The sequence below is a fragment of the Streptomyces glaucescens genome, assembly GCF_000761215.1.
Taxonomy (GTDB): Bacteria; Actinomycetota; Actinomycetes; order Streptomycetales; family Streptomycetaceae; genus Streptomyces; species Streptomyces glaucescens_B.
Genome location: NZ_CP009438.1, coordinates 883,067 through 905,643 on the forward strand (window position 1 = coordinate 883,067; position 22,577 = coordinate 905,643).

Sequence of the window (22,577 nt, forward strand, 5' to 3'; positions counted from 1 at the left end):
ACTCGCGGCATGACCGGACACGGGGGACGGCGCAGTCAGGCCGAACGGGACGCGATCACCGTCGAGATCGGATACGCGCTGTGCAGCGCGGCGTTCGCGGCGGCGGTGGTCTTCGGGGCGATCGCCGGTCCGGCGCTGCTGTTCGAGCTGCCGCGCACGCTGTCCGCGCTGCTGCTGCACACCGGCCAGGTGGTCGCACCGGTGCTGTTCGCGGCCCGGGTGATCACCGTGCTGGTCCGTTTCCGGACGGCACCTCAGCCGAGCCAGCCCGGTCGCACCAACCCGGACTCGTAGGCCAGCACGACGAGCTGGGCCCGGTCGCGGGCGCCCAGCTTCACCATCGTGCGGCTCACATGGGTCTTGGCGGTGAGCGGGCTGACGACCAGGCGGCGGGCGATCTCCTCGTTGGACAGCCCGATGCCGACCAGGGCCATCACCTCCCGCTCCCGCTCGGTGAGCGAGGTCAGCGCGCCGGCCGCCGCGGGCTCCTTGGAGCGGGCGGCGAACTCCGCGATCAGCCGCCGGGTCACCCCCGGGGACAGCAGGGCGTCACCGGCCACCACCGCCCGGACCGCGCGCAGCAGTTCGTCCGGTTCGGTGTCCTTCACCAGGAAACCGGAAGCGCCCCCACGGATGGCCTCGAAGACGTACTCGTCCAGCTCGAACGTGGTCAGCATGATCACCTTGGTCTCCGCGAGCGCGGCGTCCCCGGTGATCCGGCGGGTCGCGGCGAGTCCGTCGAGGGCGGGCATGCGGATGTCCATCAGCACGACGCCGGGGCGCAGTTCGCGCACCGCGCGCAGCGCCTCCTCGCCGTCGGCGGCCTCCGCGACGACCTCGATGTCCGGCTGCGCGTCCAGCAGCGCGCGGAACCCGGCGCGCACCAGATGCTGGTCGTCGGCGAGCAGTACACGGATCACCGGTCCTCCTCCTCGGGCCGCGGCGGCGACAGCGGCAGTACGGCGTCCACCCGGAACCCTCCGCCGGGCCGCGGACCCGCCTCGATGGTGCCCCCCAGTGCGGCGGCCCGCTCCCGCATCCCGGCCAGACCGTTCCCGCCGCCCCCCGCGTCGGCGCCGGTCGCGGGCCCGTCGTCGTCGATCCGCAGCCGCAGCGTGCCGCGGTCACCGGTGAGCCGCACGCGCGCGTTGCGGGACCCGGAGTGGCGTACGACGTTGGTGAGCGCCTCCTGGACGATCCGGAAGGCGGCGAGGTCCGCGGCCGGGGGCAATCGCGGAGCCGTGCCGTCGACCCGGACCGTGAGGCCCGCGTCGGCCGCCGCCTCGACCAGCTCGGGCAGCCGGTCCAGGCCGGGGGCGGGGGCGCGCGGCGCGGCACCGGGGGCGCGCAGCGTGTCGAGCACCTGGCGGACCTCGCCCAGCGCCTCCTTGCTCGCACCCTTGATGGTGGTCAGCGCGGTGCGCGCCTGCTCGGGGTCTGAGTCGAGCAGGGCGAGCCCGACACCCGCCTGCACATTGATCACGGAGAGGCTGTGCGCGAGGACGTCGTGCAGCTCGCGGGCGATCCGCAGCCGTTCCTCGTCGGCGCGGCGCCGCGCCGCCTGGGCCCGCTCGGCGCGTTCCCGGGCCCACTGCTCACGCCGGGCCCGGGCCAGCTCGGCGAGGGCGACGATCGCGACCACCCAGGCGGCGACCACCGCCTCCTGCGTCCAGGAGGCGGGCACGTCCCCGGACGGCGACAGCCACCGGTAGAGCCAGTGTGCGACCAGCACATGCGCCGCCCACAGCATTCCGAGCGCCGCCCAGGCGGCCTTGCGGTGCCCGGCGACGACCGCGGCGAAACAGGCGACCGCGACGGTCAGCAGCACCGGCCCGTACGGGTATCCGGCACCCAGACAGACCGCCACGGCCGCCGCCGTCCCGAACACCACGGCCCGGGGATGCCGGTGCCGCCACAGCAGCTGCCCCGCGGCCAGCACCAGCAGCACCCGGGCGAAGGGGTCGAGGGCCGCCCGCTCGCCCTCCTGGCCGCGCGCGGCGAACTGCGAGCCCACCAGGACGAACACGGTGAGCAGCGCCGTGGAACGCCACGGCCACCGGGCCGGCCGCCCCGCATCGTCCGGGCGGTCCCCCCACGGCGGACCGTGCCGCCACCGTCGGGGCGGGCCGCCCGGGCTCACACGCTGCTCCTCCACGACGGCCACGCTAGACGCCGGCCGGGGAGTCCGCGTCACTCGCGGGAGGTGGTCACCCGTACTCCTCACGGGGTACGTCCGCCCGGGACCGGTCATACAGGAAGAAGCTGCCGTGTGCCGCCGCCGTTGCCGCCGTGCGCGTGCGCAGGGAGTGGTCCGGCGCGGACGGCGGTCTCTTGCCCCCCGTCCTCGGGTCAGCCGTGGACCAGTCCCACGGAGTGGGCGAGCCGGGCCACGGCGTGCCGGAAGAACGGCTCGCGGTCCTCGACGATCCGGTTGAACTGGCCGAACACCTCGAACCCCACGAGCCCGTACAGCTCGGCCCACGCCGCGACGAGCACGGCCACCACCTCGGGCGGCAGGTCGGGGGCGACGTCCGCCGCCAGGCGCTCGGCCTCGGTGCGCAGCTCGGCGGGCAGCGGCGTCTTGGCCACGCCCCTGCCGCGGTGGGCGTCGCGCACGATCCGGATGAGCAGGAGACCGACGCGGGCCGCGGGCGGGACCGTGGTCCGCGGGGCGGTGTAGCCGGGCACGGGCGAGCCGTAGATCAGGGCGTACTCGTGGGGGTGGGCCAGGGCCCAGCCGCGCACCGCCTCGCAGACGGCGGTCCAGCGCCGTACGGGCCCGGCGTCGGCGACCGCGTCGTGCGCGGTCTCGGCGGCCTCGCCGAGGGAGTCGTAGGCGTCGATGATGAGCGCGGTCAGCAGGTCGTCCCGGCTGGGGAAGTAGCGGTAGAGCGCGGAGGAGACCATGCCCAGCTCGCGGGCGACCGCGCGCAGGGACAGCTTGGCGGCGCCGTCGACCGCGAGCTGGCGGCGGGCCTCCTCCTTGATGGCCTCCGTGACTTCCCTACGGGCGCGGGCACGGGCGCCACGCGGGGTGCTGGAGGTGCCTGCGGTGCTTTGGGTGCCTGTCGGGCTGCTGGTACCTGTGGTGCCCGGCCCCCGGGTGTCGTTGATGCCGGGGGTGTCCTGAGTGCTGTCGCTCATGGGATGAGTCTTCCATGATGCAGAGCAGTGCACACAAACGAGAGCACCGCTCTTGCTTTGGCGCGGCGCTCTCGTGCACACTGCTCTCAAGCGAGAGCAGTGCTCACAAAGGAGAGCAATGCTCAGCCGCCAGTGCGACGCTCACGCTTGAGAGCACCGCTCACCGACCTCAGGGAGAACCGCCATGTCCGCCCACGTCCGCAAGCCCGGCTGGCTCACCGTCAACGTCGTCAACCGCGCCGTCGCCTGGCTGACCCGCCGCGGCATCAGCGTCTGGGGCTCCCGCGTCCTCGCGGTCCGCGGCCGCAAGAGCGGTCAGTGGCGGACCACGCCGGTGAACCTGCTGACCGTCGACGGACGGCACTATCTCGTCGCCCCGCGCGGCCACGTCCAGTGGACGCACAACATGCGCGCGGCCGGCGGCGGCGAGCTGCGGCTCGGCACGAGAGCCGACGTCTTCACCGCGGCCGAGGTCGCCGACGACGACAAGCCGCCACTGCTGCGCGCCTACCTCAAGCGGTGGAAGGCCGAGGTGGGTGTCTTCTTCAACGGTGTCGGCCCCGACTCCTCCGACGCCGAACTGCGTCGCATCGCCCCCGACCACCCCGTCTTCCGCGTGGAGATCACCCCGGCCTCGACCGCCGGCTGAGCCGCGCCGGGCGGACCGGACTCAGACCGGCTCACCGCCCCGAGGACGGCTCACCGGCCTTGGGAACGCCACGGCCACGGCACGGCCCGACCGGCCTCAGGCCTCCCCGTGCGCGGCCGTACGCGCCTCACGGCCCCACCAGCCCGAGCGGCCCACCGACCCGACCGGCCCACCAGCCGGACCGGCCCACCGGCCCACCAGCCGGACCGGCCCACCGGCCCACCAGCCGGCCCGGCCCACCGGCCCACCAGCCGGCCCGGCCGAGTCAACCCGCCCTGGCCGGTCATCCGGCCTGCCCCGCCTCCCCTGCCTCACGCGGGCCGGCCCCCTCGCCGGCCCCGTCCCCGGCCGCGGACCGGCGGTCCAGCGCCGCCAGCGCGCGCTGGGCGATGGGCCGGGTCCGGACGATCTCGCCGAGGGACGTCGAGCCGCGGGTGATGTCCATGAAGGCCCGCCAGGCCGGCCGGAGGCCGGTCAGCGCCGCGTGGAACAGTCCGGGCCGCCGTTCGAAGACCTGGAGCAGCCGCCTGCCGACGGCCATCTCCACGCCCAGCCCCGCCTTGACGGCGAACGCGTAGTTGAGGGCCTGGCGGCGGGCGTCCACCGCGTCGTGCGCCTCGGCGATGCGTACGGCCCACTCCCCCGCGAGCCGTCCGGAGCGCAGGGCGAACGAGATGCCCTCCCGGGTCCACGGCTCCAGCAGTCCCGCCGCGTCCCCGCACACCAGCACCCGTCCGCGCGAGAGCGGCGAATCGTCGGCACGGCAGCGGGTGAGGTGCCCGGAGGAGATGGCCGGTTCGAAACCGGCGAGGCCGAGCCGCCCGATGAAGTCCTCCAGGTACCGCTTGGTGGCGGCGCCCTCGCCGCGCGCCGAGATCACGCCGACGGTGAGGGTGTCGCCCTTGGGGAACACCCACCCGTAACTGCCGGGAATGGGGCCCCAGTCGATGAGGACGCGCCCCTTCCAGTCCTCGGCGACGGTCTCCGGCACCGGGATCTCCGCCTCCAGCCCGAGGTCCACCTGCCCGAGCTTGACGCCGACGTGCGCCCCTATGCGGCTCGCGCTGCCGTCCGCGCCGACCACGGCCCGCGCCAGCAGCGTCTCGCCGCCCTGGAGCACGACGGCGACGGTGCGCCGGTCCGGGACCGACGAGCCGTGCTGCTCGACCCGCTGCACGGTCGCTCCGGTGCGCAGCTCGGCGCCCGCCTTCTGCGCGTGCTCGACGAGTCGCTGGTCGAACTCGGGACGGTTGATGAGCCCGAAGAGCATCTGCCGGGAGCGCCGGGTGCGGGTGAAGCGCCCGTTGTGGGAGAACGTCACCGCGTGCACGCGGTCCTTGAACGGCAGCTCGAAGCCGGGCGGGAGCGCGTCGCGCGAGGGGCCGATGATGCCGCCGCCGCAGGTCTTGTAGCGGGGCAGCTCCGCCTTCTCCAGCAGCAGCACGCGCCGCCCCGCGACCGCCGCCGCGTAGGCGGCCGAGGCCCCCGCGGGTCCCGCGCCCACCACGACGACGTCCCACACCTGCCGGACGTCGTCCGCCGAAGAGTTCTCGCTGCTCACGATGGTCTACTGCTCCCGCTCCTGCCGGCTGCCGCTCCCCCGGCTCTCGGCTCGTCGAGCTGGGGGAACCCCATGTCCCCCGCATCCTACGGCGAAGATCGCGGCGGACCGCTGTGGGAGGATCGACGGTATTCGCACCGTACAACGTCGCACCCACAAGGAGCGTGCCCATGTCGTCGAATCCGGTCGCCGAGACCGTCGCCTCGCTGATGCCCAGGGCGAAGGCGGAGCTCACCGAGCTGGTGGCCTTCAAGTCGGTGGCGGACTTCGACCAGTTCCCGAAGAGCGAGAGCGAGGGGGCGGCCCGCTGGGTCGCCGACGCGCTCACCGCCGAGGGCTTCCAGGACGTGGCCCTGCTCGACACCCCGGACGGCACCCAGTCGGTGTACGGCTACCTGCCCGGCCCCGAAGGTGCCAGGACGGTCCTGCTGTACGCCCACTACGACGTCCAGCCGCCGCTCGACGAGTCGGCGTGGACCACCCCGCCGTTCGAGCTGACGGAGCGGGACGGCCGCTGGTACGGCCGGGGCGCCGCCGACTGCAAGGGCGGCGTGATCATGCACCTGCTGGCGCTGCGCGCGCTGAAGGCGAACGGTGGCATACCCGTGCACGTGAAGGTGATCGCCGAGGGCTCCGAGGAGATGGGCACGGGCGGACTGGAGCGGTACGCCGAGGCGCACCCGGAGCTGCTGGCGGCGGACACCATCGTCATCGGCGACGCGGGCAACTTCCGCGTGGGCCTGCCGACGGTGACCACCACGCTGCGGGGGATGACCCTGGTCCGCGTCCGGATCGACACCCTCGCGGGCAACCTGCACTCGGGGCAGTTCGGCGGTGCCGCACCGGACGCGCTGGCCGCGCTGATCCGCGTCCTGGACTCGCTGCGCGCCGAGGACGGGTCGACGACGGTGGACGGGCTGGCCGGTGCGGCGGCGTGGAACGGTCTGCAGTACGAGGAGGAGCAGTTCCGCAAGGACGCCCGGGTGCTGGACGGTGTGGAGCTGATCGGCTCGGGCACGGTCGCCGACCGGATCTGGGCGCGGCCCGCGGTGACCGTGCTGGGCATCGACTGCCCGCCGGTGGTCGGCGCCACCCCGTCGGTGCAGGCGAGCGCCCGGGCGCTGGTGAGCCTGAGGGTGCCGCCGGGCGTGGACGCCGCCGAGGCGACCAAGCTGCTCCAGGCGCACCTGGAGGCGCACACGCCGTGGGGCGCGCGGGTGAGCACGGAGCAGATCGGCCAGGGCCAGGCGTTCCGGGCCGACACCAGCAGCCCCGCGTACCAGGCGATGGCCGACGCGATGGCGGTGGCGTACCCGGGTGAGGAGATGCAGTACGCCGGGCAGGGCGGCTCGATCCCGCTGTGCAACACCCTCGCGGCACTCTACCCGCGCGCGGAGATCCTGCTGATCGGCCTGAGCGAGCCGGAGGCGCAGATCCACGCGGTGAACGAGAGCGTGTCGCCCGAGGAGCTGGAGCGGCTGTCGGTGGCGGAGGCGCTGTTCCTGCGCAACTACGCGGCGAGCTGAGCCGGGTCGTCGCTCTGCCCACAGCCGAGGGCCCTCGCCTGCCGGGCGGGGGCCCTCCTACGGTCCTGTCATGGACGTCATCGAGCTGCTCCCCCGCCTGCGTCTGCTGCGTTTCCCGGTCGGCCAGGCCTGTCTCTGGCGCGACGGTGACGAGCTGACCCTGATCGACGCCGGTGCCGGCGGCTGCGGCGCCGTGCTCGCCGAGGTGACCGTCGCACTCGGCCGGGCCCCGCGGGACGTACGGCGGATCGTGCTCACGCACTTCCACGAGGACCATGTGGGCGGGGCGGGCGAGTTCGCCGCGCTGAGCGGCGCGGAGGTGTACGCGCACCGGCTGGACGCGCCCTTCGTGCGGGGCGAACTCCCGGGCCCGCCGCCGGTGTACGAGGACTGGGAGCCCCCGGTCCACGCCGCGGCGCTGCGGCTGCTGCCGCCCGACGGCTTCCCGCGTCCGGCGCGGCTCACGGAGGTGTCCGACGGCGATGTCCTCGGCTTCGGCGGAGGGGCGCGGGTCGTCCACGCGCCGGGCCACACGGACGGCAGCATCGCGCTGCACCTTCCCGAGCACGGTGTGCTGTTCACCGGGGACGCGGTGGCGGCGTCCCCGGTGGACGGCTCGGTCATGATGGGCGCGCTGAACCTGGACCGGGCGCGGACCCTCGCGTCCTTCCGGCGGCTGGCCGCGCTGGACACGGACGTGGCCTGCTTCGGACACGGTGACCCGGTGCTCGGCGGGGCCGGTGAGGCCCTCAGGAAGGCGGCGGCGGCCTACGCCTAGGGGGTGTCCGTGCGGGGCGGGCGATGTGCTCCGGGCACGTCCCGGTCCTCGCCCAGGCGGTCGCCGACGGGGGTGCCGGCCTCCAGGTACACGGCCGCCCCGCGTTCACGGGCGCGCAGGGCCCAGCGCAGCCGTGCGTAGCGCACGGGTGGCAGCAGGTCGGCGGCCTCCTCCTCGGTGACGAAGCGCCAGGCGCGCAGTTCGGGTCCGGGCAGCAGGACCCGGCCGGTGTCGGCGGAGTCGAGCCGGCCGCCGTCGAAGAGCAGCCGCAGTCCGCCGTAGCCGGGCGGTGCGGGCGGTTCCCAGTCGGCGACGAGCAGCCGCGGTTCGTCCGCCAGGTGGATGCCGGTCTCCTCGGCGACCTCGCGGATCCCGGCCCGGGCGGGCGCCTCGCCGGGTTCCACCACGCCGCCGGGGAACTCCCAGCCGGGCTTGTAGGTGGGGTCGACGAGCAGCACCCGGTCGCGTTCGTCGAAGAGCAGCACTCCGGCGGCCAGTGTCTCCGCGGTGGGTTCGGGGGTCTGCACGATGTCGCAGACGGGGACGGCGCCCGAGGTGACGGCGTCCGCTATGCGCGCGGCGGTCTGGCGGGGGGTGAGGGCTCCGTTGTCGACGAGGTGGGCGTCGGCGGCGAGCCAGGCTTCGAGTGCGGTCCGGTAGGGCTCGATGTGGTCGTAGGACCACTGCCGGATCCGCATGTCGCCGTCGGGGAGGTCCGGGGGGACCTCGCGGGCGGCTATGCGCTCGCGCAGTATCGTTTCGGCCGGGGCGAGCAGCACGTGGTGGACGGGGATGCGGCGGGCGGCCAGCCCGCCGAAGATCTCGTCGCGGTACTCCTGCCGGAGCAGGGTCATGGGCACCACCAGGGTCCCGCCGAGTTCGGCGAGCATCGCGGCCGCGGTGTCGATCACGAGCCGGCGCCAGATCGGCAGGTCCTGGTAGTCGCCGACCTCGGCGAGGCGTTTGGCCGGCAGCAGGAGCGGAAGTCCGCCGCCGATGACCTCGGGGTCGAAGAGCGTGCTGTTCGGGATCAGTTCGATCAGTTCCCGTGCGGTCGTGGTCTTCCCCGCACCGAACGCGCCGTTGATCCAGACGACGGTCACGTTTCCCCCTCTTCTGTTGGCCCCCTGTGGCTTGCCCGCTCCACCCTGCCACGGAAACCAGCCCTCGTTGAGGGCGCACAAACGGAAGGCGCCGGTCCCCCGGGCACGGGGAGCCGGCGCCGTCCGGCGCGGGGGCGTCACGTCGATCGGGGCCGGACCAGCCCGTCGCCGAGCCCGGCGTGATCGCCGAGGGGCCCCGGGCGCTCGCTCAGTGCTCCTTGCCGGACGCGTGTGCGGGGCGCGTGTCCAGGCTGTTCGTGGCGATGACCGGGTCGAGGCTGCTGACGGTGTCGCCCACGTTGAGCTCGTTCAGCTGTTCCTCGAGCGCGTGCGACGGGGTGATCGCCGCGACGACGAATCCGGTGGCGAGGGAGGCGATGGCGAGCATGCTGCGCTTCTTCATGCCCCGTCCAACTGCGAACCGGACCCGAGGTCACGGTCCGGCCGTCCGCGGGGCCCGGTGTGCCCGCCCGCTCACACCGCCGCCGCGGCCGGGTCCGCTCGTCGGGTGAGGGCCGCGGCGGCGGCGCCCACCAGGCCGGCGTCGGTGCCCATCCGGGCCGGGGCCACGGCGAGGTGCCGGACGAAGGAGAGGGTGGCGTAGTCGGCGAGCGCCGAACGCAGGGGCTCGAACAGCACGTCGCCCGCCTTGCCGACGCCACCGCCGACCACGGCGATGTCGATCTCGACCAGGGTCGCGGTGGCCGCGATCCCCGCGGCCAGCGCCTGGGCGGCCCGCCGGAAGGACGCCACGGCGACCGGATCGCCGGCCCGGGCCGCGGCGGCGACCGCGGCGGCGGAGGTGTCGCCGTCCGGGCCGGGACGCCAGCCGCCCTCCAGGGCGCGCCGGGCGATGTTGGGGCCGCTCGCGATGCGCTCCACACAGCCGCGCGCGCCGCACGGGCAGGGGTCGCCGTCGAGGTCCACGCTGATGTGACCGATGTGACCGGCGTTGCCGGTGGGGCCCGGGTGCACTCTGCCGTTCAGGACCAGCCCGCCGCCGACGCCCGTGGAGACCACCATGCACAGCGCGTTGTCGTGACCGCGCGCGGCGCCCTGCCAGTGTTCGGCGGCGGTGATCGCCACCCCGTCGCCGATCAGTTCGACCGGGAGTCCGCCCGTCGCCGCCCGCACCCGCTCGACCAGCGGGTAGCCCCGCCAGCCGGGCACGTTCACCGGGCTGACGGTGCCCGCGGAGGCGTCAACGGGGCCCGCGCTGCCGATGCCGACGGCGTCCACCCTGCGCCACGCCGGCGCGGCGGCCAGCTCGCCGAGGACGTCCGCCACGGCCCGCATGACGGTGTCGCCGTCCTCCCGGGCGGGCGTCGGGCGCTGGGCCCGCACCACGATCCGGCCGCCGCCGTCCACCAGCGCGCCTGCGATCTTGGTGCCGCCGATGTCGAGCGCGGCCACGAGGTCGGTGTGCATCAGAGTCGGATCTCCCCGTCAACCAGGTGTTTTCTCCCCTGCGCAGGGGAGACGGGCGGACCGGTGCCGCGGTGGGGCGCGGTACCGGAGTGTGCGATGGACAGTCTCTCCCGGCCATGACAACGTTGTCCAGGTTCTATGCTCGACGCCACATCCATGCATCCCATGGACCGACGCACCCCGTGGACCACAGGACAGGACAGCGCACCGTGCCCGAGACCATCCGCCGAGCCGACCGTCTCCCCGGTAGCCGCTACGGCAACCGGCCCACCATGAAGGACGTCGCGGCGCGTGCCGGAGTCGGACTGAAGACGGTCTCCCGGGTCGTCAACGGCGAGCCGGGCGTGACCCCGGAGACCGAGCAGCGGGTCCAGGACGCCATAGCGGCCCTGGGCTTCCGCCGCAACGACAGCGCGCGGGTGCTGCGCAAGGGCCGTACCGCCAGCGTCGGCCTGGTCCTCGAGGACCTCGCCGACCCGTTCTACGGCCCGCTGAGCCGCGCGGTCGAGGAGGTGGCCCGCGCCCACGGCGCGCTGCTGATCAACGGTTCCAGCGCCGAGGACCCGGAGCGCGAGCAGGAGCTGGCGCTGGCGCTGTGCGCCCGCCGGGTGGACGGCCTGGTGGTGATCCCGGCCGGTGACGACCACCGCTACCTCGAGCCGGAGATCAGGGCGGGCGTCGCCACCGTCTTCGTGGACCGGCCGGCCGGGCAGATCGACGCCGACGTGGTGCTCTCCGACAACTACGGCGGCGCCCGCGACGGCGTGGCCCACTTGATCGCGCACGGGCACCGCCGCATCGGCTTCATCGGTGACATGCCCCGCATCCACACCGCCGCCGAGCGGCTGCGCGGCTACCGGGCCGCCCTGGAGAACGCGGGCATAGCCGTCGAGGACGCGTGGATGTCCCTGGGTGTCACGGATCCGGGGCGGGTGCGCCGCGCGGCCGAGGAGATGCTCTCCGGGCCGGCCCCGGTCACCGCGATCCTCACGGGCAACAACCGGGTCACCGTCACTGTCGTCCGGGTGCTGGCCGAGCGGAGCGGCCGGGTCGCGCTGGTCGGCTTCGACGACTTCGAGCTGGCCGACCTGCTCCAGCCGGGGGTCACGGTCGTCGCCCAGGACGCGGCGGCGCTCGGCCGCACCGCCGCCGAACGGCTGTTCCGCCAGCTGGACGGCTCCCTGGTCACCCCGGAACGGATCGAGCTGCCGACGCGGCTGATCGCCCGTGGCTCCGGCGAGCTGCCCCCGGCGGACTGAGCACCCCGCGACCGGCGACGGCGGCCACGGCGGCCGGGTGGACCGCACGCTGCGCGTGCCCGGCCCCGCCGAGGCGCCGCCGGCGCATCCGCTGTCCTGTCCGGGCGCCCGGCCCGAGGAGTCCGGTCTCCTCGCCGGCAACCGGCTGCCGCCTTCGGACCGGCCGGTGCCCGGGGACCGTCCCGGTCCTGGCCGCCGGCTGCGACGGTTTGTGACGGCGTCCGGCCCAAAGCGGTTCCTACGGCTTCGGCAGGAGCGTGGTCCGGGCGCCCGGGGCGTCGCCGCCGCCGAGGACGTGGCCGCTGCCGCGCCTGCCGCCGGAGCCGCCGCCGTTGCCCGGCCGCCGCCGTACGTTCGGACGGCCCGCGGGGCGTGTGGCCGGCGGTGGGTCCCGTGCGGTCCGCCGGAGTCACCACCCCCGTGCCGGTGCCACGTCGTTGCGCGGCGTGCAGGGCACGGGGCGGCGGTGACGGCGCCGGCCGGTGGTGGCCGCCGCGACCGGGGCGTTACGAGGCCGAGGCCGTCAGGTCACCTCGGCGGGGCGCGGCGAAGCCCTGGAGGTCGGCGCGGGTGAGCCCGGTCAGCCGGGCGACCTCGGCGATGTCGAGGGCGCCGCAGTCCAGCCCGCGCAGCAGGTAGCCGCTGAGCGCCTTGGCGGTGGCGGGCTCGTCCATGACGTCGCCGCCGGCCCGGCTGGCATAGCGGGCGAGGCGGCCGGCGGCCTGCTCGAAGCCCTCCCGGTAGAAGGCGAACACGGCCGCGTAGCGGGTGGGGATGTGGCCGGGGTGCATGTCCCAGCCCTGGTAGTAGGCGCGAGCCAGGGCACGGCGGGTGAGGCCGTAGTGCAGGCGCCAGGCGTCGTGGACCTTCTCGGTGGAGCCGACCGGGAGCACGTTGGTCGAGCCGTCGGAGACCCGGACGCCGGTGCCCGCGGCGGCGACCTGCATGACGGCCTTGGCGTGGTCGGCGGCCGGGTGGTCGCTGGCCTGGTAGGCGGCGGAGACACCGAGACAGGCGCTGTAGTCGAAGGTTCCGTAGTGCAGGCCGGTGGCGCGGCCCTCGGCGGCCTGGATCATCCGGGCGACGGTGGCGGTGCCGTCGGCGGCGAGGATGGACTGGCTGGTCTCGATCTGGATCTCGAAGCCGATCCGGCCGGGCTCCAGGCCGTGCGCCTTCTCGAAGGCCTCCAGCAGCCGGACCATGGCGGTGACCTGCTCCGGGTAGGTGACCTTGGGCAGGGTGAGGACCAGCCCGTCGGGCAGTCCGCCGGCCCGCATCAGGCCGGTGAGGAAGACGTCGAGGGTGCGGATGCCGCGGTCGCGGACGGCGGCCTCCATGCACTTCATGCGGATGCCCATGTAGGGGGCCGCCGTGCCGTTCCGGCAGGCGTCGGCGATCAGGCGGGCGGCGCGGGCCGCGTCCTGGTCCTCGTCCCCGCCCTGGTAGCCGTCCTCGAAGTCGACGCGCAGGTCCTCGATGGGCTCGCGCTTCAGCTTGGCGCGGACCCGGGAGTACACCGGCTCGGCGAGGTCGTCGGACAGGCCGAGGACGGCGGCGAACGACGCGGCGTCCGGGGCGTGGGCGTCGAGGGCGGCGAGGGCCTGGTCGCCCCAGGAGCGGATGGTGCCGGCGGCGAAGGCGTCGCCGGGGACGTAGACGGTGTGGACGGGCTGGCGGGTACCGGGGTCGCCCGGGTAGAGCCGCTCCAGCTCGGCGTCGACCGGCGCGAGGGAGGCGCCGATCTCCTCGCCGACGGCGCCCGCGAGGCTCGTCGCCACCTGCTCCTGCTGCCCCTGACCCATTCCCACACCCTCCTGTTTTCCGTCTTACGGAATCGATAATCCGCACTCCGAAGTTATCCGGGCGGCTTCCCGCCGGTCAACACCCGTCCGCAGCATGGTCCGCCCGCCGCGCCTTCCCCGCGCGCCGGGCCCGGGACGCGCCGAGGCCCCCGTGACCGTCGGCGGTCACGGGGGCCTCGGCGCAGCCGTGCGGCGATCAGCCCTTGCGGGCCTTGATCTCCTCGGTGAGCTGCGGGACGACGTCGAACAGGTCGCCGACCACGCCGTAGTCGACCAGGTCGAAGATCGGGGCCTCGGGGTCCTTGTTGACGGCCACGATGGTCTTCGAGGTCTGCATGCCCGCACGGTGCTGGATCGCGCCGGAGATGCCGGAGGCGATGTAGAGCTGCGGCGAGACGGACTTGCCGGTCTGGCCGACCTGGTTGGTGTGCGGGTACCAGCCGGCGTCGACGGCGGCACGCGAGGCACCGACGGCCGCGCCGAGGGAGTCGGCGAGCGCCTCGATGATCGCGAAGTTCTCCGCGCCGTTGACACCACGGCCGCCGGAGACCACGATCGCGGCCTCGGTCAGCTCCGGACGGCCCGTCGACTCACGCGGCGTACGGCCGGTGATCTTCGTGCCGGTGGCCTTCTCGGAGAAGGTCACGTTCAGGGCCTCGACCGCGCCGGCGGCCGGGGCGGCCTCCACGGCGGCCGAGTTCGGCTTGACCGTGATGACCGGGGTGCCCTTGATGACGCGGGACTTGGTGGTGAAGGCGGCGGCGAACACCGACTGGGTCGCGACCGGACCCTCGTCGCCGGCCTCCAGGTCGACGGCGTCGGTGATGATGCCGGAGCCGATGCGCAGCGCCAGGCGGGCGGCGATCTCCTTGCCCTCGGCGGAGGACGGGACCAGCACGGCGGCCGGGGAGACGGCCTCGTAGGCGGCCTGGAGGGCGTCGACCTTCGGCACGACCAGGTACTCGGCGTACTCGGAGGCGTCGTGGGTGAGGACCTTCACCGCGCCGTGCTCGGCGAGCGCGGCGGCGGTGTCGGCGGCGCCGTTGCCGAGGGCGACGGCGACCGGCTCGCCGATGCGGCGGGCCAGGGTCAGCAGCTCCAGGGTCGGCTTGCGGACGGCACCGTCCACGTGGTCGACGTAGACGAGGACTTCAGCCATGGGACTTCTTCTCTCCTGCTTGCGAAGTTGAGGGGCGGTCAGCTGGGCGCTGCTCAGATGAACTTCTGGCCCGCGAGGAACTCAGCGAGCTGCTTGCCGCCCTCGCCCTCGTCCTTGACGATCGTGCCGGCCGTGCGGGCCGGGCGCTCGGTGGCGGAGTCGACCTTGGTGTAGGCGCCGTCCAGGCCGACCTCTTCGGCGTCGATGTCCAGGTCGGACAGGTCCCAGGACTCCACCGGCTTCTTCTTGGCGGCCATGATGCCCTTGAAGGACGGGTAGCGCGCCTCGCCCGACTGGTCGGTCACGGACACGACGGCCGGCAGGGAGGCCTCGAGCTGCTCGGAGGCGGCGTCGCCGTCACGGCGGCCCTTGACCGTGCCGTCCTCGACGGAGACCTCGGAGAGCAGGGTGACCTGCGGGACGCCCAGGCGCTCGGCCAGCAGGGCCGGGAGGACGCCCATGGTGCCGTCGGTGGAGGCCATGCCGGAGATGACCAGGTCGTAGCCGGCCTTCTCGATGGCCTTGGCCAGGACCAGGGAGGTGCCGATGGCGTCGGTGCCGTGCAGGTCCTCGTCCTCGACGTGGATCGCCTTGTCGGCGCCCATGGACAGCGCCTTGCGCAGGGCGTCCTTGGCGTCCTCCGGGCCGACCGTCAGCACGGTGACCTCGGCGTCGTCCGCGTCCTCGGCGATCTGCAGCGCCTGCTCGACCGCGTACTCGTCCAGTTCGGAGAGCAGACCGTCCACGTCGTCACGGTCGACGGTCAGGTCATCGGCGAAGTGCCGGTCGCCAGTGGCGTCGGGCACGTACTTCACGGTGACAACGATCCTCAAGCTCACGCCGGCTCTCCTACTGCCTCGTCATTTCTCGGCTGCCTCTTGCAGGCAGCATAGGCGCCCCAAGCGGCCGATCCCGGTCGGGGCGGCCTGCGCCCCCGCCCGGAATATTACTCGTCAGTACACCCAGTTCCTGCCCGCTAAGCAAGCGCTTTGAACTGTGACCTTCGCAACGCAGCGTAACCGGAACCCGACGCCCCCGCAGGCCGGAGGGCACGTGATCAATCACGCAGCGCGGTGAACCGGCCCTGGTGGTAGAGCAGCGGACGGCCGGTGCCGGCCGGGTCGCCCACGACGACCTCGGCGATCACGATGCGGTGATCACCCGCGGGCACGCGCGCGTGGACCTTGCACACCAGCCAGGCCAGGACGCCGTCGAGGACGGGCACCCCCTGCGGGCCCTCCCGCCAGGCGGTGGCCGCGCCGAAGCGGTCCGCGCCGCTGCGGGCGAAGGTGGCGGCCAGCTCCCGCTGGTGCTCGCCGAGTATGTGGACGCCCACGTGGTCCGCCTCCGAGACGGCCGGCCAGCTGGAGGCGCCGGTGCCGATGCCGAAGGAGAGCAGCGGGGGGTCCGCCGAGACGGAGGTGAGAGAGGTGGCGGTGAAGCCGGCCGGAGCGGACGCCCCCCGCGCGGTGATCACCGCGACGCCCGCGGCGTGCCGCCGGAAGACGGCGCGCAGCAGGTCGGGGGAGGCGAGCCGGGGGCCGGCCAGGTCGGAAGTTGCCGTCATGGTGGCCTTCTGGGGGTGGGGACGAGCGGGTCCGCGGCTGCTCAACAGCCCGGACAGCATGCGCTCGCGGTGCGGGCGAGGTCGATGTGGGCCCGCCCGTGCAGGAGGAGTTCCGAAGGCATAGGGTCACACTGACGATAGCGGGTACGCACAGTCAAGCCGGTCCCGCCTTCTGGGACGTGCCTCACTGCACCCGGCCCGGTCCCGCCGATGTGTCCGGGCCCGCTCACACGGCCTCCCCGAGGGCCGCGATCACATCGGCCTTGCGGGGCTGTCCCGCGGCCCGCCGCACGACCCGGCCACCGGCGTCGAGGACCAGCACGGTCGGCGTCCTGAGGACGCCGAGGCGCCGGACGAGGTCGAGCCGGGCCTCGGCGTCGATCTCCAGGTGGCGTACGCCCGGCACCATGGCGGCCACCTCGCCCAGCACCCGGCGGGTGGCCCGGCAGGGGGCGCAGAAGGCACTGGAGAACTGCACCAGAGTGGCCCGCTCGCCGAGCTCCGCGCCCAGCTCGGCTCCCGCCAGCCGCTGTCCTTCGTCGTGCACGCGCACGCGTACTCTCCCGCTCGGTCCGATCGTCACTGTCGTGCAGCGTTCTCGGGGCCGCGGTGATTCCCGCCCACGGAACCGCCCCGCGGCACCGGCCCGCCGGTGCGCCCTGCGCACGGGTTCGTCCTGCGCACGCTGCGGGTACCCGCTCAGCGTGTGAGATGTACATGCTCGCACGGCGCGTCATGGTTCGCACGAAGTAAAGGGAGCGTAAAAACCCGAGGTGATCATGGGGGTGACGTGACGAGGATCTCCCCGAGGACGGGCACCGGGACTGGCTCCGCGTCCGTTCTTGGGGCACGATCTGCGAGACGCCGTAAACCTACGGCTGCGTAACTTTCCCCGCCGGGAGCTCCCTTCCCTGGCAGAGAAGGAAGGGTCCACCCAGTCCATGGCAGAACTCGTCTACCGTCCGGTCATCGGTCTCGCCCGCACCCTGTTCAAGGTGTGGGACCTGAAGATCGACTGCGAGGGTTCGGAGAACATCCCGCGGTCGGGTGGTGCCGTTCTGGTCAGCAACCACATCAGCTACCTGGACTTCGTCTTCAACGGCTTGGCCGCGCTCCCGCAGAAGCGGCTCGTCCGTTTCATGGCGAAGGAGTCCGTCTTCCATCACAAGGTGTCCGGCCCCCTGATGCGCGGCATGAAGCACATCCCCGTGGACCGCAAGCAGGGCGAGGCGGCGTACGCGCACGCCCTCGACTCGCTGCGCTCGGGAGAGGTCGTCGGCGTCTTCCCGGAGGCCACCATCTCCGAGTCGTTCACGCTGAAGAGCTTCAAGTCCGGCGCCGCGCGCCTGGCGCAGGAGGCGGGCGTGCCGCTGATCCCGATGGCCGTGTGGGGCACCCAGCGGCTGTGGACCAAGGGCCGGCCGCGCAACTTCAGGCGCAGCCACACGCCCATCACCATCCGGGTGGGCGAGGCGATCGAGGCGTCCCGCGACAAGTACGCCGGGGCCATCACCCGGCAGTTGCGCGAGCGCGTGCAGGAGCTGCTGGAGGCCGCGCAGCGCGCCTACCCGGTGCGCCCGCGGGACACCGACGACCCCTGGTGGCTGCCGGCCCACCTGGGCGGCACCGCCCCGACGGCGGACGAGGTCCGCGCGGCCGAGGCCCGCTGACACCGCCTCGTCACGCCGCCGAGGCCCGCCGACACCGCCTCGCCACGCCGCCGAGGCCCGCCGACACCGCCTCACCGCGCGGGGCTCAGAGGGCGGTCGGCAGCGTGCGCGCGAGGTGGGCCGCGTCCGGGGCGGCCTCGAGGGCCCGGAGGACCAGTGGATGGGGGGCGGCGTACAGGGTCGGGTAGTCCTGTTCGCCGGCCTCCGGGTCGGCCGTGAAGGCCAGGCCCTCGCCGGTGAGGGAGAACCGGGCGCCGGCACCCGGCTTCCCGCCGCGCGGGTCCAGCCGGTGCCAGGCCCCGTCGAACCGGACCGCGACCAGGCCGTGGACCGCCTGGAACCTCTGGTAGCACAGGGCCGTCGGGATGTCCTCGGCGCGCAGCAGCGCGGCGAGCGCGTGGGCCTTGGCGTAGCAGATGCCGGTGCGCAGGGCGATGACGTCGGAGGCGCGCCAGGTCACCCGGGGATCGCCGGTGTCGGCGGAGTGCGGGATCGCGTCGCGCACGAACTCGAAGGCCGCTCGCGCATAGTCATACGAGTCGTCGACGTCTTCGGTGAGCCGGGCCGCCGTCTCCCGGACGACGGGATGGTGATGGTCGATGACCTCGTCGTCGGCCAGGTAGGCCGACAGGTCAGGGGTGTTCTGGATCAGCCGCATGCCCGCAGAGCATAGGGATGCGATCACCTGACAGTCAATGACTTTTCAGGTGACCGCATACCTATGCATCATGGCGGGGTGGTCAGCGCGCCATCTCCTCCTTGAGCGCCGCGAGGAACGCGTCCACGTCCTCCTCCGTGGTGTCGAAGGCGCACATCCAGCGGACCACACCGGCGCCCTCGTCCCAGAAGTAGAAACGGAACCGCTTCTGCAGGCGCTCGCTCACGTCGTGCGGAAGCCTGGCGAAGACACCGTTGGCCTGCACCGGGTAGAGGATCTCCACGCCGTGCACCGCGCGGACGCCCTCGGCGAGCCGCTGGGCCATCTCGTTGGCGTGGCGGGCGTTGCGCAGCCACAGGTCCTTGGCCAGCAGCGCCTCCAGCTGCACCGAGACGAACCGCATCTTGGAGGCGAGCTGCATGGACTGCTTGCGCAGGTGCTTCATCCGCCGGACGGCGTCCTGGTTGAGGACGACGACCGCCTCGCCGAACAGCGCGCCGTTCTTCGTGCCGCCCAGCGAGAGGATGTCGACGCCGGCCGCGTTGGTGAACGTGCGCATCGGCACGTCCAGCGAGGCCGCGGCGTTGGCTATCCGGGAGCCGTCCAGGTGCACCTTCATGCCGTGCGCGTGGGCGTGCTCGCAGATGGCACGGATCTCGTCGGGCGTGTAGAGGGTGCCCAGCTCCGTGCTCTGGGTGATCGACACCACCTGCGGCATCGCCCGGTGCTCGTCCTCCCAGCCCCACGCCTGCCGGTCGATCAGCTCCGGGGTGAGCTTGCCGTCCGGGGTGGGCACGGTGAGCAGCTTCAGGCCGCCCACCCGTTCGGGCGCGCCGCCCTCGTCCACGTTGATGTGGGCGCTCTCCGCGCAGATCACCGCGCCCCAGCGGTCGGTGACCGCCTGGAGCGCGACGACGTTGGCGCCGGTGCCGTTGAAGACCGGGAACGCCTCGGCCGACGCCCCGAAGTGGCTGCGGATGACGCGCTGGAGGTTCTCGGTGTAGACGTCCTCGCCGTACGCGACCTGGTGCCCGCCGTTGGCCACGGCCAGGGCGGCGAGCACCTCCGGGTGGGCCCCGGCGTAGTTGTCACTGGCGAAACCGCGGACCTCCGGGTCGTGATGGCGACGCGCGTCGGTCTTCGGGGGGTTCACGGCTTCTCGGTCAGCCACAGACGGTTTCCGTTCACTTCCGCGGCGGGCTTGTCCCAGACGCCGGCGATCGCCTCGGCGAGGTCCTTGACGTCCGTGAAGCCCGCGAACTTCGCGTTGGGCCGCTCGGCGCGCATCGCGTCGTGCACCAACGCCTTCACCACCAGGATCGCAGCCGCCGAGGTCGGCCCCTGCTCGCCCCCGGCCTTGCGGAAGTAGTCGGCCAGGGCCAGCGTCCACGCCTCGGCGGCGGCCTTGGCGGCGGCGTAGGAGGCGTTGCCCGCGGTGGGGTTGCTGGCTCCGGCCGCGCTGATCAGCACGTACCGGCCGCGGTCGCTGCGCTGGATCGCCTCGTGGAAGGCGAGCGAGGTGTGCTGGACCGTGCGGATGAGCAGCAGCTCCAGCAGGTCCCAGTCGTCGAGATTGGTCTTGGTGAAGGTCTCGCTGCCGCGCCAGCCGCCGACGAGGTGCACGACGCCGTCGACGCCGCCGAACTCCTTCTCGGTGCGCGTGGCCCAGTCGCGGGTGGCCTCCAGGTTGAGCAGGTCGACCGTCTCCCCGGTGACCGTGGCGCCACCGGAGGCGTACCGGGCCGCGTCCACGGCCTCGGCGAGCCGCTCCGGGTCGTTGTCCGCGCCGACGACCGTGGCACCGGCCTCGGCCAGCCGCAGCAGCGTCGCCCGCCCGGCGGGTCCGCCCGCGCCGGCGACCGCGATCACCGCACCGCTGAGAGCCCCGTTCCCCATGTTCTTCGCCTCCTGAGCAGCGTTCTCGGTACGGCGGTCGCTCACGTCACTCCCGTCGGTCACGCGGCGATCCGCTCGGCGCTGTCCGCCGTGATGCCCTTGGTGGAGGCGATCACGTTCTTCAGCTTCTTGGACAGTGCCTCATAGAACATGCTCAGCGGAAACTCGTCCGGCAGCACGTCATCGACGAGCTTGCGCGGCGGCTGGGTCAGGTCCAGGGCGTCCGGGCCCTTGGCCCACTTCGAGCCCGGGTGCGGGGCGAGGTAGGCGGAGACCAGCTCGTAGCCGGCGAACCAGTGCACCAGCTTCGGGCGGTCGATGCCGTCGCGGTACAGCTTCTCGATGTCGGCGCACAGCTGGTTGGTGACCTCGGGAGCGCGCTTCCAGTCGATGGACAGCTTGTTGTCGGTCCAGCGGACGACATCGTGCTTGTGCAGGTAGGCGAAGAGCAGCTGGCCGCCGAGACCGTCGTAGTTGCGCACCCGCTCGCCGGTGACCGGGAAGCGGAACATCCGGTCGAAGAGGACCGCGTACTGCACGTCACGGGCCTGCGGGACGCCGTCGGCCTCCAGCTTCACGGCCTCCTTGAAGGCGGTGAGGTCACAGCGCAGCTCCTCCAGGCCGTACATCCAGAACGGCTGGCGCTGCTTGATCATGAACGGGTCGAACGGCAGGTCGCCGTGGCTGTGGGTGCGGTCGTGGACCATGTCCCACAGGACGAAGGCCTCCTCGCAGCGCTTCTGGTCGTGGACCATCGCGGCGATGTCCTCGGGCAGCTCCAGGCCGAGCAGGTCGACGGCGGCGGCGGTGACCCGGCGGAAGCGGGCGGCCTCGCGGTCGCAGAAGATGCCGCCCCAGGTGAACCGCTCCGGGGCCTCGCGCACGGCGATGGTCTCGGGGAAGAGCACGGCGGAGTTGGTGTCGTAGCCGGCCGTGAAGTCCTCGAACTTGATGCCGCAGAACAGCGGGTTGTCGTAGCGGGTGCGCTCCAGTTCGGCCAGCCACTGCGGCCACACCATGCGCAGCACGACCGCTTCGAGGTTGCGGTCGGGGTTGCCGTTCTGCGTGTACATCGGGAAGACGACCAGATGCTGCAGGCCGTCCGCGCGGTTGGCGGCGGGCTGGAAGGCCAGCAGCGAGTCGAGGAAGTCCGGCACCTGGAAGCCCTCGTCGGCCCAGCGGCGCAGGTCCTTCACCAGGGCGGCGTGGTAGGCGGCGTCGTGCGGGAGCAGCGGGGAGAGCGTCTCCACGGCCTCGGCGACCTCGCGGACGGCGGCTTCGGCCTGCGCGCGCCCGGGGGCGCCGTCGGCCTCGAAGTCGATCGATCCGTCCTTGGACTGCCATGGCCGGATCCGCTCCACGGCATCCTTGAGCACGGGCCATGCCGGGTGCTCCACGACCCTGGCCACCGGAGGAACCTGCCCCTCCGCACCCACCTGCACAAGAATTTCCGTCATGTCCCATCCTCCGCTGGAGAACCTTGCGTAACGACACCGTACGCATATGCGGTTTCTCCCAGCAAGAGGAGGTGCGGGAAATTATCCTGCCCGCCACCATCGTCACCGAACTTTTTCCTGTCCATCACGTCGGAGGCCACCGCTGCGGAGTGTGGCCCGCACGTACGGCGCTCAGCGGCCGCGTCCGCACTAGGCTGGCGAGCCTGTCCGTCGACAGGAAGCGAGGGAACCTTGAACTTCCTCACCATCGGTCATCGCGGAGTCATGGGCGTCCAGCCCGAGAACACCCTTCGTTCCTTCGTCGCCGCCGAACAGGCCGGCCTCGACGTCATCGAACTCGACCTGCATCTCAGCAAGGACGGCGCCCTGGTCGTCATGCACGACGCCGAGGTGGACCGCACGACCGACGGCAGCGGTCCCATCGCCGAGATGACACTCGCCGAACTGCGTGCCCTCGACGCGGGCGACGGCGAGCGGATCCCGGTCTTCGAAGAGGTCCTGGAAGCGGTGAGCGCGCCGATCCAGGCGGAGATCAAGGACGTGGCGGCGGCCCGGGCACTGGTGGAGCTGATGCGGCGGCGGGAGCTGGCCGGGCGGATCGAGGTGTCGTCGTTCCACGACGAGGCCATCGCGGAGACGGCCCGGCTGCTGCCCGGCGTGCGCACGGCGCTCATCGCCAGCCGCTACGGCACCGACATCGTGGAGCGCGCCGTGCAGGCCGGCGCCCGCACGGTCTGCCTCGACATCCGGCGGCTCACCCTGGAGGTCGTCGAGCACGCGCGCGAGGCCGACCTGCGGGTCATCGGCTGGGTGGTCAACTCGCAGAAGCACCTGCGGCTGGTCCGGGCCCTGGAGCTCGACGGCGCGACCACCGACTACCCGGACATCAAGCGCACCGGCCGCTTCACCGCGTGAGCGCT

The 22,577-nt window shown here is 73.1% G+C and carries 23 protein-coding genes; 7 read left to right on the forward strand and 16 right to left on the reverse strand.

The genetic code is table 11. The annotated features are described in order from the left end of the window. Positions 1–9: 9 nt before the first annotated feature. Positions 10–294 carry a DUF6332 family protein gene (locus SGLAU_RS03800; RefSeq protein ID WP_043498364.1) on the forward strand — a complete coding sequence of 95 codons (285 nt, stop codon included), beginning with the start codon at positions 10–12 and terminating at the stop codon, positions 292–294. On the opposite strand, the gene SGLAU_RS03805 is transcribed toward SGLAU_RS03800, so the two are convergent. The 3 genes from SGLAU_RS03805 to SGLAU_RS03815 all read right to left on the reverse strand — a co-directional run bounded on the left by SGLAU_RS03805 (position 255) and on the right by SGLAU_RS03815 (position 3,144). Beyond that, positions 255–920: a response regulator gene (locus SGLAU_RS03805; protein ID WP_043498365.1), complete on the reverse strand. Its 666-nt coding sequence runs from the start codon at positions 918–920 to the stop codon at positions 255–257. The two genes, SGLAU_RS03800 and SGLAU_RS03805, sit on opposite strands and share 40 nt — an antisense overlap. After that, on the reverse strand, positions 917–2,155 hold the full coding sequence (locus SGLAU_RS03810; protein ID WP_412556216.1) for a sensor histidine kinase: 1,239 nt from the start codon (positions 2,153–2,155) through the stop codon (positions 917–919). Before SGLAU_RS03810 ends, SGLAU_RS03805 begins: the two co-directional genes overlap by 4 nt. Before the next feature lie 194 nt (positions 2,156–2,349). Continuing rightward, the gene (locus tag SGLAU_RS03815) at positions 2,350–3,144 is read right to left on the reverse strand and encodes a TetR/AcrR family transcriptional regulator (protein WP_078957577.1); all 795 of its coding nucleotides are present in this window, start codon (positions 3,142–3,144) and stop codon (positions 2,350–2,352) included. A 184-nt stretch (positions 3,145–3,328) separates the two neighbouring features. On the opposite strand from SGLAU_RS03815, the gene SGLAU_RS03820 reads away from it, so the two are divergent. Beyond that, positions 3,329–3,793, forward strand: a complete 465-nt coding sequence (locus SGLAU_RS03820) for a nitroreductase family deazaflavin-dependent oxidoreductase (protein ID WP_043498368.1) — start codon at positions 3,329–3,331, stop codon at positions 3,791–3,793. A gap of 283 nt (positions 3,794–4,076) precedes the next feature. On the opposite strand, the gene SGLAU_RS03825 is transcribed toward SGLAU_RS03820, so the two are convergent. Further along, the gene (locus tag SGLAU_RS03825) at positions 4,077–5,354 is read right to left on the reverse strand and encodes a geranylgeranyl reductase family protein (protein ID WP_043498370.1); all 1,278 of its coding nucleotides are present in this window, start codon (positions 5,352–5,354) and stop codon (positions 4,077–4,079) included. Positions 5,355–5,524: 170 nt separating this feature from the next. On the opposite strand from SGLAU_RS03825, the gene SGLAU_RS03830 reads away from it, so the two are divergent. Both SGLAU_RS03830 and SGLAU_RS03835 read left to right on the forward strand, forming a co-directional pair. Further along, the gene (locus SGLAU_RS03830) at positions 5,525–6,880 is read left to right on the forward strand and encodes a dipeptidase (RefSeq protein ID WP_043498372.1); all 1,356 of its coding nucleotides are present in this window, start codon (positions 5,525–5,527) and stop codon (positions 6,878–6,880) included. Between the two features lie 70 nt (positions 6,881–6,950). Continuing rightward, the gene (locus SGLAU_RS03835) at positions 6,951–7,658 is read left to right on the forward strand and encodes an MBL fold metallo-hydrolase (RefSeq protein ID WP_043498374.1); all 708 of its coding nucleotides are present in this window, start codon (positions 6,951–6,953) and stop codon (positions 7,656–7,658) included. On the opposite strand, the gene SGLAU_RS03840 is transcribed toward SGLAU_RS03835, so the two are convergent. The 3 genes from SGLAU_RS03840 to SGLAU_RS03850 form a co-directional block, all read right to left on the reverse strand. Beyond that, on the reverse strand, positions 7,655–8,761 hold the full coding sequence (locus tag SGLAU_RS03840; RefSeq protein ID WP_078957578.1) for an NUDIX hydrolase: 1,107 nt from the start codon (positions 8,759–8,761) through the stop codon (positions 7,655–7,657). The two genes, SGLAU_RS03835 and SGLAU_RS03840, sit on opposite strands and share 4 nt — an antisense overlap. 208 nt (positions 8,762–8,969) lie before the next feature. After that, entirely contained in the window at positions 8,970–9,164 is a 195-nt protein-coding gene (locus tag SGLAU_RS03845) for a hypothetical protein (protein ID WP_043498376.1), read from the reverse strand. A 71-nt stretch (positions 9,165–9,235) separates the two neighbouring features. Further along, positions 9,236–10,189 carry an ROK family protein gene (locus tag SGLAU_RS03850; RefSeq protein ID WP_043498378.1) on the reverse strand — a complete coding sequence of 318 codons (954 nt, stop codon included), beginning with the start codon at positions 10,187–10,189 and terminating at the stop codon, positions 9,236–9,238. Positions 10,190–10,398: 209 nt separating this feature from the next. On the opposite strand from SGLAU_RS03850, the gene SGLAU_RS03855 reads away from it, so the two are divergent. After that, positions 10,399–11,448, forward strand: coding sequence for a LacI family DNA-binding transcriptional regulator (locus tag SGLAU_RS03855; RefSeq protein ID WP_043498381.1), 1,050 nt, complete (start codon positions 10,399–10,401; stop codon positions 11,446–11,448). A 506-nt stretch (positions 11,449–11,954) separates the two neighbouring features. Here SGLAU_RS03855 and SGLAU_RS03860 read toward each other — a convergent pair. From SGLAU_RS03860 to SGLAU_RS03880, 5 genes are all read right to left on the reverse strand, one after another. Next, a complete protein-coding gene (locus tag SGLAU_RS03860) occupies positions 11,955–13,250 on the reverse strand; it encodes a DUF6986 family protein (RefSeq protein WP_043498383.1) in 1,296 nt (431 codons plus the stop codon). A 196-nt stretch (positions 13,251–13,446) separates the two neighbouring features. Further along, positions 13,447–14,409: an electron transfer flavoprotein subunit alpha/FixB family protein gene (locus SGLAU_RS03865; RefSeq protein WP_043498385.1), complete on the reverse strand. Its 963-nt coding sequence runs from the start codon at positions 14,407–14,409 to the stop codon at positions 13,447–13,449. Positions 14,410–14,462: 53 nt separating this feature from the next. Beyond that, the gene (locus SGLAU_RS03870; RefSeq protein ID WP_043498386.1) at positions 14,463–15,248 is read right to left on the reverse strand and encodes an electron transfer flavoprotein subunit beta/FixA family protein; all 786 of its coding nucleotides are present in this window, start codon (positions 15,246–15,248) and stop codon (positions 14,463–14,465) included. Positions 15,249–15,466: 218 nt separating this feature from the next. Next, complete coding sequence (locus SGLAU_RS03875; protein ID WP_043498388.1) at positions 15,467–15,976, reverse strand: flavin reductase family protein; 510 nt, start codon at positions 15,974–15,976, stop codon at positions 15,467–15,469. 226 nt (positions 15,977–16,202) lie between these two features. Continuing rightward, entirely contained in the window at positions 16,203–16,559 is a 357-nt protein-coding gene (locus SGLAU_RS03880) for a thioredoxin family protein (protein WP_078957579.1), read from the reverse strand. A gap of 358 nt (positions 16,560–16,917) precedes the next feature. Here SGLAU_RS03880 and SGLAU_RS03885 point away from each other — a divergent pair, with 358 nt between their 5' ends. Continuing rightward, the gene (locus SGLAU_RS03885; protein WP_043498393.1) at positions 16,918–17,646 is read left to right on the forward strand and encodes a lysophospholipid acyltransferase family protein; all 729 of its coding nucleotides are present in this window, start codon (positions 16,918–16,920) and stop codon (positions 17,644–17,646) included. A gap of 85 nt (positions 17,647–17,731) precedes the next feature. Here the strand turns inward: SGLAU_RS03885 and SGLAU_RS03890 are convergent, their stop codons facing one another. The 4 genes from SGLAU_RS03890 to SGLAU_RS03905 all read right to left on the reverse strand — a co-directional run bounded on the left by SGLAU_RS03890 (position 17,732) and on the right by SGLAU_RS03905 (position 21,657). After that, positions 17,732–18,304 carry a transglutaminase domain-containing protein gene (locus tag SGLAU_RS03890; RefSeq protein WP_043498394.1) on the reverse strand — a complete coding sequence of 191 codons (573 nt, stop codon included), beginning with the start codon at positions 18,302–18,304 and terminating at the stop codon, positions 17,732–17,734. Between the two features lie 82 nt (positions 18,305–18,386). After that, the gene (locus SGLAU_RS03895) at positions 18,387–19,457 is read right to left on the reverse strand and encodes a threonine aldolase family protein (protein WP_043498396.1); all 1,071 of its coding nucleotides are present in this window, start codon (positions 19,455–19,457) and stop codon (positions 18,387–18,389) included. Beyond that, positions 19,454–20,200: an SDR family NAD(P)-dependent oxidoreductase gene (locus tag SGLAU_RS03900; protein ID WP_043498398.1), complete on the reverse strand. Its 747-nt coding sequence runs from the start codon at positions 20,198–20,200 to the stop codon at positions 19,454–19,456. The genes SGLAU_RS03895 and SGLAU_RS03900 overlap by 4 nt, the downstream gene beginning before the upstream one ends. 59 nt (positions 20,201–20,259) lie before the next feature. Further along, positions 20,260–21,657, reverse strand: a complete 1,398-nt coding sequence (locus SGLAU_RS03905) for a DUF6421 family protein (protein ID WP_043498400.1) — start codon at positions 21,655–21,657, stop codon at positions 20,260–20,262. 231 nt (positions 21,658–21,888) lie between these two features. Here SGLAU_RS03905 and SGLAU_RS03910 point away from each other — a divergent pair, with 231 nt between their 5' ends. Continuing rightward, positions 21,889–22,572, forward strand: a complete 684-nt coding sequence (locus SGLAU_RS03910; RefSeq protein WP_043498401.1) for a glycerophosphodiester phosphodiesterase — start codon at positions 21,889–21,891, stop codon at positions 22,570–22,572. Positions 22,573–22,577 lie beyond the last annotated feature (5 nt).